This is a genomic window from Bacillus sp. MN7755, assembly GCF_054771475.1.
The window spans coordinates 228,238-243,451 of record NZ_BTRL01000001.1 but is presented as its reverse complement, the minus strand read 5'-3'; the positions used below and the strand labels follow the sequence as shown (position 1 = coordinate 243,451).

Here is a 15,214-nt window from a genome sequence, read left to right as displayed (position 1 = left end):
AAAATCTCATATGGGAGGCTATAAAGTATGATTGTAACAACAACATCTACAATTCAAGGAAAAGAAATTATTGAGTATATCGATATCGTCAATGGAGAAGCGATTATGGGTGCGAATATCGTTCGTGACCTTTTCGCCTCTGTCCGTGACGTTGTCGGCGGTCGTGCTGGTGCTTATGAAAGTAAATTAAAAGAAGCGCGCGACATCGCAATGGAAGAAATGAAAACTTTTGCGAGACAAAAAAATGCGAATGCAATTGTTGGTATTGACGTGGATTACGAAGTAGTTCGCGAAGGGATGCTAATGGTTGCTGTGAGCGGGACTGCTGTTCGTATATAGAGTAAAAAGCCGTGCTGATGCACGGCTTTTTTGCTGTTATGTCTAATATTTCTATGTCGAAGTTTCAATATTTCTTGGGAAATGTGGAAGGACCCGTCGATATATAGGGAAGACATTAGAGTGCTTCTTTACATTTCTGGATTTCAACTAATAATGTTTCATATTCTTGTTCGAGAGATTTGATGTCATCGTGATGATTTGGTATGGAAATTCGGCTGATGATTTCTGTTAATTTTGTTTGTAATCGTAATAATTCTTGTTCAGTAATGTTTACAGAAGCATCGGTTGTTCTTTTTTTGTATTGCTCATAATTACCGTGGAATACTCTTGGTTCACTCTCATCTACTTGTAGAATATGGTCTGCAACAGAACGAATGAAGGCACGGTCATGGCTAATGAAAAGTATTGTGCCAGGATATTCTTGTAACATGCTTTCTAATTCTTCTTGCGTTGCTAAGTCTAAATAGTTTGTCAAACTTATTTCTATTTGCTATTTTTGAATTCATTATTATAAATTTGTGCCTTCGCTAGCGCCTCAGCATCGTTTTTGATTTCATCTAATCCATTCGCATCCCCAATGATATAACCTTCAAATGATGAACCAACAAAATCAAAGATATATTGAAACTGGGAGATAAGCGGTAATGCTTTCAGTTTTGGATTATCTCCGCCAACGATGACAACGTACATTTTTTTACCTTTCATTTTCTCTTTGAAATGAAGCGATGTATCGCGTAAGCTTTGTGACCAGCGATCAATGAAGTTTTTCATATATCCACTCATCCCGTACCAGTATAACGGTGTAGCAAAAATAATTGTGTCGTGCTCTAACATGCGTTTGGTTAACTGCTCATAGTCATCATTTACGGGTTGGAATCCTTCTGCATCATGACGTTGATCTGTAATAGGATAGACGGTATGATCACGCAAATAAATTTGTTCTGTTTCAATGCCCTCTATCATCATATGTGTTAAAGCTTCTGTATTTCCGTTTTGTCTTGAACTGCCATGTATAACAAACATGTAATCATCCCTTTTCTTTTGCTTGTTTTAGGAGTGAAACGTGTTTTTGCAAATTCGTTTGAATGCTGGAAAGTAATGAGATTTGCTTCGTTACTTCATTAAGTTTATCTTCGTAAAGCGTAAGGATACTGCTGCACGGATTGTCGTACAGGTGTGGCTCTATTTCAAGGCAGCGCAGCATCCTTGCCGTCTCTTCTAAATTTAAGCCAATTTGTAAGTACATTTGAATAAGCTCCACTTTTTCGATGGCACTTTCATCAAAATCACGGTAGCCATTTGCAAGGCGCTTAGAAGGGAGTAATCCCTTTTCTTCGTAATGTCTTAGTGATCTTTCACTAACGCCAGTTTCTTTTGATAATTCTCCAATTCGCAATGTGTTTCACTCCTTTTACATGTATTGTAAACCTTCACACTAATGTGAAGGTCAATGCTGTTTTTTTGCAAAAGAATCCACATGATTTAAAAACACTTGAATGGCTTTAGATGGAATGAAATATTTGCCGCGCACGATGGAGAACGGGCGGATGAGTTGCTCATTTGGAACTTCGACGTGGAATAGTTCTTTTGCTAGTAGCTCTTTCCGTACAGTCCAATCAGAAAGTATAGCGATGCCAAGCCCGGCACTCACTGCTTCCTTCACGCTTTGGATACTACTGAATGTAAAGAATCGTTTCATTTTTAAATGGTGTTGATGAATAAAGCGATCACTATAAGCACGTGTTCCAGAACCACTTTCTCTTAATACCCATACTTGATCTTGGAGTGTGCTTTCATTTATTTCATTTGTGCGGAGCAATGGATGATTTGGCGGAACGACGAGCTTCATTTCATCTTGCATAAACGTTTCAACGTCAACATCAGCATATACAACTTGCCCTTCTACTAAGCCGATATCAATTTGATTAGAGCGAAGGCTTTGCAAAACGTCTTCTGTATTTGAGATAAAGGTATGGACTTCGACGTGTGGATTTTCATTCGCATAGTTAGCTAGTATTTTCGGGAGCAAGTATTCGCCAATTGTAAAACTAGCACCGATGCGAAGGGTTCCTGTTACAACGTTATGTAGTTCGTTAATCTCTTGTTTAGCATCTTCGTAAAGAGAGAGCATTTGCTTTGCGTGTATATATAAAATGTTTCCAGCCTCTGTCACTTGAACGTGCTTAGGGGAGCGCTGAATGAGTGTAGTTCCAAATTCATTTTCTAAGTTGCGTATATGCATACTTACGCCAGGCTGTGAAAGATTTAATAATTCCGCTGCACGAGAGAAGTGTTTCTGTTCAACAACCGTAACAAAAATTTTTAAAATATCTACGTTCATGTTCTAGGCTCCTTTCGTTTTTCTTTCATCTTATCATAAGTATTTCTGATGATAGAGATTCAATATTGGTATTAAACTTATTATAAAAACTCTCTTATAATGTAATTAGAAAGAACATGCATGTTCCAATACGATTATTGGAGTGGTTCAAAGTGGAACAAACACTTGTTATACAAAAGAAGAAGGGCTTTGGATTTTCGCAAGGGATTGGGATTACACTATTAATCGCAATTGCGGCGAAATATTTAGCAGAGCTGCCATTTTTAAATATTATGGGACAATTAGTAATTGCTATTCTAATGGGGATGGTTTGGCGTGCGGCAATTGGAGTCCCCCATGATGCGATTGCAGGGACGAACTTTGCGAGTAAGAAGTTGCTTCGCTTTGGGATCATCTTACTTGGAATGCGATTAAACCTTGTTGATATTGCGAAGGCGGGGCCAAAAGTATTGGTCATCGCAGCGGTTGTTATTACATTTACAATTTTCGTTGTATACGGACTAACGAAAGTATTTAAAGTAGAAAAGAAACTTGGCATTTTAACAGCGTGCGGAACAGCAATTTGCGGCGCGGCTGCGGTCGTGGCAATTGCGCCGCAAGTGAAAGCGAAGGATGATGAAACGGCAGTTGGTGCCGCAATTATTGCTATTTTAGGTACGATATTTACGCTTATTTACACGTTATTATATCCAGTGCTTGGCCTATCCCCATACGGATACGGAGTGTTCTCAGGGGCGACATTGCATGAAATTGCTCACGTAATTGCGGCTGCGGCGCCAGGAGGAAGTACGGCTGTAGATATCGCAGTTATCGTGAAACTAACGCGCGTCGCAATGCTTGTTCCAGTAGCGATTTTAATCGGATTATGGTTTGGTAAGAGTGAAGGTAGCGAGGAAAAAAGATCGTGGCGTGACCTTCCAATTCCTTGGTTCATCTTCGGATTTTTAGCGATGAGTGCGGTGCATTCGCTTGGCGTAATTCCAGAAGTTGTTGCGGGATATATTGTAGTCATCGCTTATATGCTTATCGCAATGGCGATGGCGGGGCTTGGTTTAAATGTAGAGTTTAAAACGTTCCGTAAGTTAGGAAGCAAAGCATTTGTGGCGGGGCTTATCGGCTCGGTTTGCTTATCGGTTCTTGGATACGTTCTTGTATGGGGATTAGGATTTATGTAAGTAGGACGAAGAAGCTGTTCCAAAAGATATTTTGGGGCAGCTTCTTTCTTATGCTTATATTGCTACGGATGTCGGTATTTGTCGGTAAGTCGATATATTTGGAAAATCGCCTATATAAACGGAGTTGCGCTGATATATTAAAAAAATCGCTGATATAAATTGAATTACTCTTGTACTTGGTTAGAGAAAATATTCAGTGAAACATTTTTCTGAAATTTGTAAAGATATCTTTACTTGTAACTGGAAAATATTTATAATTTAAGTAAAGATATCTTTACTTTTGAAGGTGGAGCCTATGGGTGTGAAAAATAAAATTAAAGAATTAAGAAAGCAACATCATATAACACAAGTGGAAATGGCAAAGGCGATGCAAGTGACGCGGCAGACAATCGTGGCGATTGAAAACCATCATTACAATCCGAGTCTAGAATTATCCCTAAAAATCGCCAAATATTTTGGAGTGAAGGTGGAAGAAATATTTACGCTAGAGTAAGGGGAGAGAAAATGAACGATGCTAGAAAGTTGTATGTCGGTACGTTTTTTGGATTGCTGTTGGGAGACATTGTCGTTTGTATTATGAATCCAGCTATACCAATTTTACCGCTCGTAGTGAGTAACGTTTTAGCAATTGTATTTTTGACAGTGTATATGTATTACAAAAAGCGTAAGTACAAAAAAGAAGAACTCCCTGATATAGATGAGCGAGTAAATGAAAATATAAAAAAGCATGTAAACGTCTCATTTGTATTCGCATTTCTGTTCCTTATTGTTTATATTGTTGCGAGTAAAGCAATAGGCAGGGCTGTTATACCTGTGCAAGAGATACTTATAATATGTAGTTCCTTATTTGCAGGTAGTCTCATCATAGGAGTTATGGTAGGAAAACGAGCATAGCGATAGGAGGAATGAAAAAATGCAGGATGAGTTTGAGAGATTCCAGTCAGATAAAGCGTTTAAATATGTAGGATTATTTTTTACGATTAGTTTAGCTGTGTGGAGTTTGTACAATTTAATAGTTTACGGAAGTGCTGGTATGCCGTTTGTGTTATTTGTACTAGGGCAGTTTGTTTATTTCTTTGTGAACTATTGGCCGAAATGGAAATATAGAAATAGTAAAGAGGCTGATCGTGTATAAGTTTGGTATCGCCTGAGTAAGGGATAAATAGAAAAAGGGGAACTGGGATGGGATTACCGGTATTATGTGTTGCTACGGCTATTTTTGCTTTGTTTTGGGGAATGCAGAACTTCTCTCGTAATCCAGTGCCAAGTATTTGTATTATGATTGGTACTGTAAGTTTATCGTATTATTTATTACTATCAGCCCATTATCATAAAACAGCAACGAGTGTTGTTGTTGGAGCACTTATTTTATTTTGTGGTCGTGCTGTACAAAAGGGGTTATTTCCGTAAAAGCTGTTTATACAAAGAGTATAAACAGCTTTTTGTATTTTTTTTACAAAACACTTGAAAGTTACGTAACGTCATCTTTTATAATGAAGTGGAAGAGGTGATGGCAGTGATTTCAATACAACAATTGACGAGAGAAACAGGAGTTACGGTACGTACATTACGTTATTATGATCAAATAGATTTATTGAAGCCGAGTGGGAAAACAGAGGGTGGACATCGGTTATATAGTGAAGCTGACGTCATTCGTTTGCAGCAAATTTTATTTTTAAAGGAAATGGGATTTTCGTTAAAAGAAACTGCGAATATGTTAGTAAAAGGTGAGCTGAATTTAAAGGATTCTCTTGAAAAACAACTTCGATTTGTACAGGAAGAACAAAAGAAATTTAATCAAATGGAGCGTGTTTTACAAGCAGTTGTTTATTCGGTGGACGTGGAGGGAGAACTTGATTGGAAAGTTATGTTTGAATTGATTCAGCTTTCGAAACAGTCTCCTCGTATACGTGAAATATTCCAAAATGAAGTGTTTTCAAAGGAAGAACAAAAATTGCTTCACAATTTGCCAAATATGAGTGAGGAAGATCCGAATGTTTTAGAGTGGGTAGATTTGTTAAAGCAATTACGTACTTTTATGAAAGATGGTAAAGAAGCTGCTAGTAATGAGGTACAAGAGGCAACGAAGAAATTAATGCAGAAATGTTTAGAGATGGCTAATGGTGACGAAGCATTTTTAGATAAGTTATGGGAAGTTAGAAAATCGAAGGAAGCTTCACAGAAAATGAGCATGTATCCAATCGAAGAAGAACTTTTACTATATATGGATGAAGCTTTTCGTATTTATGATGAAAAGGAGAGGGATAAATGAGTATACTCGCAGAATATCGTTGGTATTTTTTAATTGGGGCAGAAATTGTATTTTGGTTATCGGCTATCGGTTTCTTTTTACTGCGTTACGGATTTCGTTTGAAAAAGGCGAGTTTTATTATGGGGATTGTGCTACTCGTAAATGAAGTGTTTATTTTAACTTTAGGAGTAGTGGATTACTATCAAACAGGAAAGTTCTCTAACTTTCAAATCATTACTGTAATTATTTTATTGTATGCGGTCTTCTACGGGAAAAAGGATTTGAAGAAACTTGATATATTTGTACAAAAATTATTTGCGAAATGGCGGAATGAACCGGCGCCTATTATTGAAGAACAAGTAGAATTAACAGGCATGGCCTATGCGAAGCAGGAAATGAAAAATTGGGTAGTGCATCTTAGTTTATTTGTGATTGTTCATATTTTCTTTTTCTTCTTATATGGGTTTGTACCGTTTGAACAATGGGGTAATTGGTTAGAAACGGGGATTGTTTTAAATAAAGCAGCGAGTCGTGTTAGCCAAGTTTGGGCAATTATACTTTTAGTGGATACAGTTATTTCATTTTCATATGTGATTTTTCCGAAGAAGGAGAAAGGAAAAGAAAAGAAAAGCTCCTTTCATAGTTGAAAGGAGCTTTTGGGTATACAAATAATTTTTATAGGAGAGGATGACAATAGGAAAAAGAACCAGTTTTATATGTCTATTTCTCTTTAGTTTAGTAGCATGCTCGCAACCTAACACTACAATTGATAAGAAGAATGATGTCATTGTAAAGGGAGCAGGAATTTCCAATCTAGATAAATTCGAGCAATTCGTTTTAAATGTGGAACAAGGGGAAGTTGATAAAATAAGAATTGTACATTACACACATGAAGGGGATCCGATTTTTCAAACGTTAGAGCATAGTGAGAAAGATATACTTTATGTGGTAGATAATAGACAAGACCAATTTGCTGGTGAGAATAAAGGGTTACATAAAGATAGTTGTAAAAGTATTGTTAAAGACCAGCATGAATTAGAAATCACTTATAGGCTAATAGATTGTACGAATGAAGATAGAAGCAATGGGTATGACTTATTATATGTACCTAAAAAATAGAGTTAGTAGAGGAAGGAAGTATGTACTCCTTCCTTTTTCTGTGTATATAATGTCGAAAACTTTACCGAATATCTGTTCGTTTTTTTAGGTTTTTTATGGGCATTCGTGGTAAAATAATAATACAGATTTTTATGAGGAGGTCGGTTTTTCCTTGGAACATCAATTTGAAATTATCTCAGCGTATTCCCCGCAAGGTGATCAGCCGGTAGCTATAGAGAAGCTTGTAGAGGGAATTAATAGTGGAAAGAAAAAGCAAGTGTTGCTTGGTGCGACAGGAACGGGTAAGACATTTACAATTTCAAATGTCATTAAAGAAGTGCAGAAGCCAACACTTGTTATGGCTCATAATAAAACGTTAGCAGGGCAGTTATATAGTGAGTTGAAAGACTTTTTTCCGAATAATGCAGTTGAATATTTTGTTAGTTATTACGATTATTATCAGCCAGAAGCGTATGTGCCGCAAACAGATACTTTTATTGAAAAAGATGCGCAGATTAATGATGAAATTGATAAATTGCGTCACTCAGCAACGTCTGCATTATTTGAACGGGATGATGTAATTATCGTTGCAAGTGTTTCGTGTATATATGGCTTAGGTTCTCCAGAAGAATACCGTGAGTTAGTTGTTTCACTTCGAGTTGGTATGGAAAAGGACCGCAATCAATTGCTTCGTGAACTAGTTGATGTGCAGTATGGACGTAATGATATTGATTTCAAGCGTGGTACATTCCGTGTGCGCGGAGATGTAGTTGAAATCTTCCCAGCATCACTTGATGAGCATTGTATTCGAATTGAGTTTTTCGGCGATGAAATTGATCGTATTCGCGAAGTAAATGCGTTAACAGGTGAAGTATTAGCAGAACGTGATCATGTAGCAATCTTCCCAGCATCTCACTTCGTTACACGTGAAGAAAAGATGAAGGTCGCTATTGAAAATATAGAAAAAGAATTAGAAGAACGTTTAAAGGAATTAAATGATAATGGCAAGTTGTTAGAAGCGCAGCGTATAGAGCAACGTACACGTTATGATTTAGAAATGATGCGCGAGATGGGCTTTTGTTCAGGGATTGAAAACTATTCCCGCCATTTAACACTTCGTCCAGCCGGTGCAACGCCGTATACGTTATTAGACTATTTCCCAAAAGATTTCTTAATCGTTATGGATGAGTCGCACGTATCAGTGCCACAAGTAAGAGCGATGTATAACGGGGACCAAGCACGTAAGCAAGTGCTTGTGGATCATGGATTCCGTCTGCCATCAGCTTTAGATAATAGACCGCTCACATTTGATGAGTTTGAAGAGAAAACGAATCAAGTTATTTACGTTTCAGCAACGCCAGGACCGTATGAGTTAGAGCAGTCGCCAGAAGTAATAGAACAAATTATTCGTCCAACAGGGCTTTTAGATCCACCAATCGATATACGACCAATTGAAGGGCAAATTGACGATTTATTAGGAGAGATTCAAGATCGCATTGCAAAAAATGAACGTGTATTGATTACGACTTTAACGAAAAAAATGTCAGAGGATTTAACGGATTACTTAAAAGATGTAGGAATTAAAGTGAACTATCTTCACTCTGAAATTAAAACATTAGAACGTATTGAAATTATCCGTGACCTTCGCCTTGGTAAGTTTGATGTACTTGTCGGTATTAACTTATTACGGGAAGGATTAGATATTCCAGAAGTATCACTTGTAGCTATTTTAGATGCTGATAAGGAAGGGTTCTTGCGTTCAGAGCGTTCATTAATTCAAACAATTGGTCGTGCGGCACGTAATGAAAACGGTCGCGTTATTATGTACGCAGATCGTATAACAAGATCGATGGGAATTGCGATTGAAGAAACGCAACGTCGTCGTACTATACAAGAAGCTTACAATGAAGAGCATGGTATTACGCCGAAAACGATTCAAAAAGGCGTGCGTGATGTAATCCGTGCAACGACAGCTGCTGAAGAGCCGGAAACATATGAAGCAACGCCAGCTAAGAAGATGACGAAAAAAGAGCGTGAAAAGACAATTGCGAAGATGGAAGCAGAAATGAAAGAAGCAGCAAAAGCGTTAGACTTCGAGCGTGCAGCTGAATTAAGAGATTTATTATTAGAATTAAAAGCGGAAGGGTGAACAGAGTGAGTAAGAGCAAGGATTTTATTGTTGTAAAAGGTGCTAGAGCACATAACTTAAAAAATATAGATGTAACCATTCCGAGAAATCAGCTTGTCGTTGTAACGGGATTGTCTGGTTCGGGGAAATCATCATTAGCATTTGATACGATTTATGCAGAAGGACAGCGCAGATACGTAGAATCGTTATCTGCGTATGCACGCCAGTTTTTAGGGCAAATGGATAAACCGGATGTAGATACGATTGAAGGATTGTCACCAGCGATTTCGATTGATCAAAAAACGACGAGTCGTAATCCGCGTTCAACTGTTGGAACGGTAACCGAGATTTATGATTACTTACGTTTATTATTTGCGCGAATTGGTACGCCAATTTGTCCGAATCATGGCATTGAAATTACGTCACAAACAGTAGAACAGATGGTAGACCGTGTCCTTGAATATCCTGAACGTACGAAATTACAAGTGTTAGCTCCTATCGTTTCTGGGCGTAAAGGTGCACATGTGAAAGTGCTGGAAGATATTAAGAAGCAAGGATATGTTCGTGTACGTGTTGATGGTGAAATGCTTGATGTATCAGAAGATATTGCGTTAGATAAAAACAAAAAGCATTCCATTGAAGTTGTAATTGATCGTATTGTTGTAAAAGAAGGAATCGCAAGCCGTCTTGCTGATTCACTTGAAAGTGCATTAAAGCTTGGTGGGGGCCGCGTGTTAATCGATGTTATGGGAGAAGAGGAACTTCTATTTAGTGAACATCATGCTTGTCCGCATTGTGGTTTTTCAATTGGAGAATTAGAGCCGCGTATGTTCTCATTCAATAGTCCATTCGGGGCATGTCCGTCTTGTGATGGACTTGGCTCAAAACTAGAGGTGGATTTAGAACTTGTTATTCCGAACTGGGATTTATCATTAAATGAGCATGCGATTGCGCCTTGGGAACCGACAAATTCACAATATTACCCACAGCTTTTACAGTCTGTCTGTAATCATTACGGTGTTGATATGGATATGCCTGTGAAAGATATACCGAAAGATTTATTTGATAAAGTGTTGTACGGAAGCGGTGAAGAGAAAGTTTACTTCCGCTATGTAAATGAATTTGGTCAAGTAAAGGAAAATGAGATTTTATTTGAAGGTGTTATCCCAAATATTGAACGTCGCTATCGTGAAACGAGTTCTGATTATATCCGCGAGCAAATGGAAAAGTATATGGCAGAACAAGCTTGTCCGAAGTGTAAAGGTGGACGTTTAAAACCTGAGAGTTTAGCTGTTTTCGTTGGTGATAAAACGATTGCTGATGTAACGAAGTATTCTGTTCAAGAAGTACAGGAATTCTTCTCGAATGTAGAGCTAACGGAGAAACAACAAAAAATTGCTCATTTAATTTTAAGAGAAATTCAGGAGCGCGTTGGGTTCTTAGTGAACGTTGGTTTAGATTATTTAACGTTAAGTCGTGCCGCAGGAACTTTATCAGGTGGTGAGGCGCAGCGTATTCGTTTGGCGACGCAAATTGGTTCTCGTCTTACTGGCGTACTTTATATTCTTGATGAGCCTTCTATCGGTTTACACCAGCGTGATAACGATCGTCTTATTCGTACATTGCAAGAAATGCGCGATTTAGGCAATACGTTAATCGTCGTTGAACATGATGAAGATACGATGATGGCAGCTGACTATTTACTTGATATCGGACCTGGCGCAGGTATTCACGGTGGACAAGTCGTATCAGCAGGGACACCAGCTGAAGTAATGCAAGATGAGAATTCATTAACAGGGAAGTATTTAAGCGGTAAAGAGTTTATTCCGGTTCCACTTGAAAGACGTAAAGGTGACGGACGTAAAGTGGAAATTGTCGGTGCAAAAGAGAATAACTTAAAGAATGCGAAAATGTCATTCCCACTTGGTACGTTTGTAGCGGTAACGGGTGTGTCTGGTTCCGGTAAAAGTACGATGATTAATGAAGTACTATATAAATCGTTAGCGCAAAAGTTATATAAAGCGAAAGCGAAGCCAGGTACTCATAAAGAAATTAAAGGTCTTGAGAACTTAGATAAAGTAATTGATATTGATCAATCACCAATCGGTCGTACACCACGTTCTAATCCAGCGACGTATACAGGTGTATTTGATGATATTCGTGATGTGTTTGCACAAACGAATGAAGCGAAAGTGCGCGGATATCAAAAAGGGCGTTTCAGTTTTAATGTAAAAGGTGGACGTTGTGAAGCGTGCCGTGGTGATGGAATTATTAAAATCGAAATGCACTTCTTACCAGACGTATACGTTCCGTGTGAAGTTTGTCATGGTAAACGTTACAACCGTGAAACGTTAGAAGTGAAGTATAAAGATAAGAACATTTCTGAAGTGTTAGGGATGACAATTGAAGATGGAGTAGAGTTCTTCGCTAATATCCCAAAAATTAAGCGTAAACTTCAAACACTTGTAGATGTTGGGCTTGGTTATATGAAATTAGGGCAACCAGCTACGACGTTATCTGGTGGTGAAGCACAGCGTGTGAAATTAGCTTCTGAATTACACCGTCGTTCTACAGGGCGTACGCTATACATTTTAGATGAGCCAACGACTGGTTTACATGCACATGATATCGCACGTCTTCTAGAAGTGTTGCAACGTCTTGTTGAGAGCGGTGAGACGGTACTTGTAATTGAACATAATTTAGATGTGATAAAAACAGCTGATTATATCGTTGACCTTGGACCAGAGGGCGGGGACAAAGGTGGACAAATCGTTGCTTCCGGAACGCCAGAGCAAGTAGTGAAAGAAGAGCGCTCGTATACAGGTAAGTATTTAAAAGACATTTTAGTTCGTGATAAAGCAAGGATGAAAGCAAAAATAAAAGAAGTAGAGTTATCACAATAAGTGTATGAATAAAAACCGAGTGGAAATGACACTCGGTTTTTATTGTATAGGGGGAGACGATGGAGTTTTTAGATGTGTTGCGAAAGAAAAATATGAAGGTAAGAGAGTTCAAAAGGTGGGGTATATATTTTCGGAAACGCTGGGAGGACTATTTTGCAAATCATTTAAGTGATGAGGAAAAAAAAGATATTTTCCTTTACGGAGATAAGTATACATGTGGTTATCTATGGCACATATTTAGTTATGAGAAAAAGAAGTGTTTAGAGGGGGAAGAAGCGGAGGACGCGTTTCATAATGAAGTGAAAAAGGATTGCTATATCTTCTATCAACACTGTGATGATGTACTGCTAATAAAAGATGCGAGTTTATTAAGTATGGATGATATATTACGTGAAACAGATGATATGTATAAAGGCGATATTTATATTGTAGATAAAGATTTCACTTGGACTTTTGTGAAAACGCATGAGCATAGATGGTGTGGGCCTTATTTCACAAGGAAATGTTAGTAGGTATACAAGCATGAAGAGTAGAATAAGTTGGTATAAGTGTTTGCATGATACTTGCGTTTATTATCTATTAGCGTATGATGAAATATATATGTTTAAAGGATGTGTAAGAAAATGAGATGGATTGTATCACTTCTTGTAAATAGCGTTGTGTTAATCGCTGTATCGGGACTTTTAAAAGGGATTGCACCAGACGCGTTTTACGTAGCAAATATACAAACTGCAATTATTGCGAGTATTATCTTGGCTGTTTTAAATGTGTTCGTAAAACCGTTTTTAATTTTAATTACGCTACCAATTACAGTTGTAACTTTCGGGTTCTTCTTAATTGTTATTAATGCGATTACGTTAAAAATAGCAGATTCATTATTAGGAGATGCATTTAATATATCAGGTTTCGGTGTAGCAATTGTTGCGGCAATTTGTATTTCAATTTTTAATATGATTATTGAAAAGGCAATTGTGGAACCGTTATATGAAAAAAAGAGAAAATGACAAAAAGAAAAACATTTCATGATGTGTATGAAATGTTTTTTTCTATTTATTAGAAACCGTATTTCTTGTTTCCAGAAAAAAATGGTACAATATCGGGTAGAATGGAATTTTACATCAAACGAGACTGAACCCGCAGCGGAGTGGAGGTTTATACATATGCCGAAAGTAAGGACAAAAGATTTAATTGAACAATTTCAATTGGAGTTAATAAGTGGTGAAGATGGAATTCATCGTCCGATTGATACAAGTGATTTATCAAGACCTGGAATTGAAATGGCAGGATTTTTCACATACTATCCAGCTGATCGCGTACAGCTTCTTGGAAAGACGGAGCTTACGTTCTTTGACACGTTAACGTCAGAGCAAAAACAAGAGAGAATGAAAGCGCTTTGTACCGAGGAGACGCCATGTATTATTATAACTCGTAATCAAGATGTACCAGATGAGTTACTACAAGCATCACGTGAATCCGGCATGCCTTTATTACGTTCTTCTCAAACGACAACAAGATTATCAAGTCGTTTAACAAACTATTTAGAAGGTAAGTTAGCGCCAACAACTGCTGTTCATGGTGTGTTAGTAGATATTTACGGCGTTGGTGTTTTAATTACAGGTCAAAGTGGTGTCGGTAAAAGTGAGACAGCTCTTGAACTTGTGAAGCGTGGCCACCGCCTTGTTGCGGATGATAGTGTAGAAATTCGCCAAGAAGATGAAGACACATTAGTAGGAAGCTCACCAGATTTAATTGAGCATTTATTAGAAATTCGTGGTCTAGGTATCATTAACGTTATGACGTTATTTGGTGCAGGGGCAGTGCGAAATTATAAGCGTATTACACTTGTTATTAATCTTGAAATTTGGGATCAAAAGAAAAATTATGATCGCTTAGGTCTTGATGAAGAGAAGATGAAGATTATTGATACAGAACTAACGAAGATTACACTTCCAGTTCGTCCTGGTCGAAACTTGGCTGTTATTATTGAAGTAGCAGCGATGAACTTCCGTTTAAAACGTATGGGAGTCAATGCAGCACAGCAGTTCTCAGAACGATTAATGAGTGCGATTGAGTTAGGAAATCAGGAGTAAACTTTGGAGAGGGAGGTCATACATATGCTGTTAGGTTCTGTACCGCAGCTTGACCGCGTAGCTGTCCAACTTGGGCCGTTTCCTGTTTATTGGTACGGGATTATTATCGGTACAGGTGTGCTATTAGGTCTTTGGCTAGCAACTCGCGAGGGAGAAAGGCTAGGTATTCCAAAAGATACATTTGTTGACCTTGTATTAATTGCAGTACCGATCGCTATTCTATTTGCGAGAATGTACTATGTTATTTTTGAATGGGAATATTACGCGCAAAACCCGAGTCAAATTATTAATATTCGTCAAGGTGGCTTGGCGATTCATGGTGGTTTAATCGGGGCTGTTATTACAGGAATTCTTTTTGCGAAACGCCGCGGGTTTTCATTCTGGAAGTTGGCTGATATTGCTGCGCCAAGTATTTTACTAGGACAAGCAATTGGCCGATGGGGAAACTTTATGAACCAAGAGGCACATGGTGATGAAGTAACGAGACAGTTTTTAGAAGGTCTTCATTTACCGGATTTCATTATTAATCAAATGTATATTGATGGTGTGTACTACCACCCGACATTTTTATATGAATCATTATGGAATTTCGCGGGAGTAATTCTATTACTTGCATTACGAAAAGTGAATTTACGCCGTGGGGAACTATTCTTCACATATTTAATTTGGTATTCAGTAGGACGCTTCTTCGTAGAAGGGTTACGTACAGATAGTTTAATGCTAGGACCACTTCGTATTGCACAAGTGATGTCAATTGGACTTGTTGTTATTTCTATTATTTTCATTATTGTGAGACGAAAAATGGGGCAAGCTGATAAAAGATATTCGGAAAATTAGAGAAAAGTAGCATCTTATTATAAGATGCTGCTTCTTTCATATTCAGGAAAGA

19 protein-coding genes are annotated in these 15,214 nt (G+C 37.9%); 15 read left to right on the top strand and 4 right to left on the bottom strand.

All coding sequences use genetic code 11. From position 1 onward, the window contains the following. Nucleotides 1-27: 27 nt before the first annotated feature. Nucleotides 28-339, top strand: a complete 312-nt coding sequence (locus ACYVEC_RS01340) for a heavy metal-binding domain-containing protein (RefSeq protein ID WP_000637523.1) — start codon at nt 28-30, stop codon at nt 337-339. 115 nt (nt 340-454) lie between these two features. Here the strand turns inward: ACYVEC_RS01340 and ACYVEC_RS01335 are convergent, their stop codons facing one another. Genes ACYVEC_RS01335 through ACYVEC_RS01320 form a run of 4 tightly spaced genes read right to left on the bottom strand, consistent with a single transcriptional unit; the run spans nt 455 to nt 2,680 of the window. After that, nucleotides 455-814, bottom strand: a complete 360-nt coding sequence (locus tag ACYVEC_RS01335) for a hypothetical protein (RefSeq protein WP_063221796.1) — start codon at nt 812-814, stop codon at nt 455-457. A gap of 8 nt (nt 815-822) precedes the next feature. Then, complete coding sequence (locus ACYVEC_RS01330; RefSeq protein ID WP_063221795.1) at nt 823-1,362, bottom strand: flavodoxin family protein; 540 nt, start codon at nt 1,360-1,362, stop codon at nt 823-825. A gap of 4 nt (nt 1,363-1,366) precedes the next feature. Beyond that, nucleotides 1,367-1,735, bottom strand: a complete 369-nt coding sequence (locus ACYVEC_RS01325) for a MerR family transcriptional regulator (protein WP_001975222.1) — start codon at nt 1,733-1,735, stop codon at nt 1,367-1,369. Nucleotides 1,736-1,786: 51 nt separating this feature from the next. Continuing rightward, nucleotides 1,787-2,680 carry a LysR family transcriptional regulator gene (locus ACYVEC_RS01320; RefSeq protein WP_001099986.1) on the bottom strand — a complete coding sequence of 298 codons (894 nt, stop codon included), beginning with the start codon at nt 2,678-2,680 and terminating at the stop codon, nt 1,787-1,789. Between the two features lie 152 nt (nt 2,681-2,832). On the opposite strand from ACYVEC_RS01320, the gene ACYVEC_RS01315 reads away from it, so the two are divergent. The 14 genes from ACYVEC_RS01315 to lgt all read left to right on the top strand — a co-directional run bounded on the left by ACYVEC_RS01315 (nt 2,833) and on the right by lgt (nt 15,162). Then, nucleotides 2,833-3,855 carry a YeiH family protein gene (locus ACYVEC_RS01315; RefSeq protein ID WP_142332685.1) on the top strand — a complete coding sequence of 341 codons (1,023 nt, stop codon included), beginning with the start codon at nt 2,833-2,835 and terminating at the stop codon, nt 3,853-3,855. A 295-nt stretch (nt 3,856-4,150) separates the two neighbouring features. Further along, nucleotides 4,151-4,348 (top strand): helix-turn-helix transcriptional regulator, encoded by a 198-nt coding sequence (locus ACYVEC_RS01310; protein ID WP_000538359.1) that lies wholly within the window; start codon nt 4,151-4,153, stop codon nt 4,346-4,348. Between the two features lie 11 nt (nt 4,349-4,359). Next, nucleotides 4,360-4,749 (top strand): hypothetical protein, encoded by a 390-nt coding sequence (locus tag ACYVEC_RS01305; protein WP_063221791.1) that lies wholly within the window; start codon nt 4,360-4,362, stop codon nt 4,747-4,749. Nucleotides 4,750-4,768: 19 nt separating this feature from the next. Beyond that, complete coding sequence (locus ACYVEC_RS01300; protein ID WP_063221790.1) at nt 4,769-4,990, top strand: hypothetical protein; 222 nt, start codon at nt 4,769-4,771, stop codon at nt 4,988-4,990. A 47-nt stretch (nt 4,991-5,037) separates the two neighbouring features. Continuing rightward, complete coding sequence (locus ACYVEC_RS01295) at nt 5,038-5,265, top strand: hypothetical protein (protein ID WP_098555244.1); 228 nt, start codon at nt 5,038-5,040, stop codon at nt 5,263-5,265. A 100-nt stretch (nt 5,266-5,365) separates the two neighbouring features. Further along, a complete protein-coding gene (locus ACYVEC_RS01290; protein WP_142332684.1) occupies nt 5,366-6,127 on the top strand; it encodes a MerR family transcriptional regulator in 762 nt (253 codons plus the stop codon). Then, on the top strand, nt 6,124-6,753 hold the full coding sequence (locus ACYVEC_RS01285) for a hypothetical protein (RefSeq protein ID WP_063221787.1): 630 nt from the start codon (nt 6,124-6,126) through the stop codon (nt 6,751-6,753). The genes ACYVEC_RS01290 and ACYVEC_RS01285 overlap by 4 nt, the downstream gene beginning before the upstream one ends. Nucleotides 6,754-6,793: 40 nt before the next feature. Further along, complete coding sequence (locus ACYVEC_RS01280) at nt 6,794-7,225, top strand: DUF4362 domain-containing protein (RefSeq protein ID WP_460505402.1); 432 nt, start codon at nt 6,794-6,796, stop codon at nt 7,223-7,225. 151 nt (nt 7,226-7,376) lie between these two features. Further along, on the top strand, nt 7,377-9,353 hold the full coding sequence (gene uvrB / locus ACYVEC_RS01275) for an excinuclease ABC subunit B (RefSeq protein WP_063221785.1): 1,977 nt from the start codon (nt 7,377-7,379) through the stop codon (nt 9,351-9,353). Between the two features lie 5 nt (nt 9,354-9,358). Beyond that, on the top strand, nt 9,359-12,235 hold the full coding sequence (gene uvrA, locus ACYVEC_RS01270; RefSeq protein WP_460505399.1) for an excinuclease ABC subunit UvrA: 2,877 nt from the start codon (nt 9,359-9,361) through the stop codon (nt 12,233-12,235). A gap of 59 nt (nt 12,236-12,294) precedes the next feature. Continuing rightward, on the top strand, nt 12,295-12,744 hold the full coding sequence (locus ACYVEC_RS01265; RefSeq protein WP_098555241.1) for a DUF4275 family protein: 450 nt from the start codon (nt 12,295-12,297) through the stop codon (nt 12,742-12,744). Between the two features lie 114 nt (nt 12,745-12,858). Further along, complete coding sequence (locus ACYVEC_RS01260; RefSeq protein ID WP_001267308.1) at nt 12,859-13,239, top strand: phage holin family protein; 381 nt, start codon at nt 12,859-12,861, stop codon at nt 13,237-13,239. A gap of 156 nt (nt 13,240-13,395) precedes the next feature. After that, nucleotides 13,396-14,325 (top strand): HPr(Ser) kinase/phosphatase, encoded by a 930-nt coding sequence (hprK, locus tag ACYVEC_RS01255; RefSeq protein ID WP_060632856.1) that lies wholly within the window; start codon nt 13,396-13,398, stop codon nt 14,323-14,325. A 24-nt stretch (nt 14,326-14,349) separates the two neighbouring features. After that, nucleotides 14,350-15,162, top strand: coding sequence for a prolipoprotein diacylglyceryl transferase (gene lgt, locus ACYVEC_RS01250; RefSeq protein ID WP_063221782.1), 813 nt, complete (start codon nt 14,350-14,352; stop codon nt 15,160-15,162). Nucleotides 15,163-15,214 lie beyond the last annotated feature (52 nt).

Excerpts from the sequence above, each read along its gene's own strand:
- ACYVEC_RS01340 (WP_000637523.1), top strand. The coding sequence starts at position 28 with ATGATTGTAACAACAACATCTACAATTCAAGGAAAAGAAATTATTGAG.
- ACYVEC_RS01330 (WP_063221795.1), bottom strand. The coding sequence starts at position 1,362 with ATGTTTGTTATACATGGCAGTTCAAGACAAAACGGAAATACAGAAGCT.
- ACYVEC_RS01320 (WP_001099986.1), bottom strand. The coding sequence starts at position 2,680 with ATGAACGTAGATATTTTAAAAATTTTTGTTACGGTTGTTGAACAGAAA.
- ACYVEC_RS01310 (WP_000538359.1), top strand. The coding sequence starts at position 4,151 with ATGGGTGTGAAAAATAAAATTAAAGAATTAAGAAAGCAACATCATATA.
- ACYVEC_RS01305 (WP_063221791.1), top strand. The coding sequence starts at position 4,360 with ATGAACGATGCTAGAAAGTTGTATGTCGGTACGTTTTTTGGATTGCTG.
- ACYVEC_RS01300 (WP_063221790.1), top strand. The coding sequence starts at position 4,769 with ATGCAGGATGAGTTTGAGAGATTCCAGTCAGATAAAGCGTTTAAATAT.
- ACYVEC_RS01295 (WP_098555244.1), top strand. The coding sequence starts at position 5,038 with ATGGGATTACCGGTATTATGTGTTGCTACGGCTATTTTTGCTTTGTTT.
- ACYVEC_RS01290 (WP_142332684.1), top strand. The coding sequence starts at position 5,366 with ATGGCAGTGATTTCAATACAACAATTGACGAGAGAAACAGGAGTTACG.
- ACYVEC_RS01285 (WP_063221787.1), top strand. The coding sequence starts at position 6,124 with ATGAGTATACTCGCAGAATATCGTTGGTATTTTTTAATTGGGGCAGAA.
- ACYVEC_RS01280 (WP_460505402.1), top strand. The coding sequence starts at position 6,794 with ATGACAATAGGAAAAAGAACCAGTTTTATATGTCTATTTCTCTTTAGT.
- ACYVEC_RS01265 (WP_098555241.1), top strand. The coding sequence starts at position 12,295 with ATGGAGTTTTTAGATGTGTTGCGAAAGAAAAATATGAAGGTAAGAGAG.
- ACYVEC_RS01260 (WP_001267308.1), top strand. The coding sequence starts at position 12,859 with ATGAGATGGATTGTATCACTTCTTGTAAATAGCGTTGTGTTAATCGCT.
- hprK (WP_060632856.1), top strand. The coding sequence starts at position 13,396 with ATGCCGAAAGTAAGGACAAAAGATTTAATTGAACAATTTCAATTGGAG.
- lgt (WP_063221782.1), top strand. The coding sequence starts at position 14,350 with ATGCTGTTAGGTTCTGTACCGCAGCTTGACCGCGTAGCTGTCCAACTT.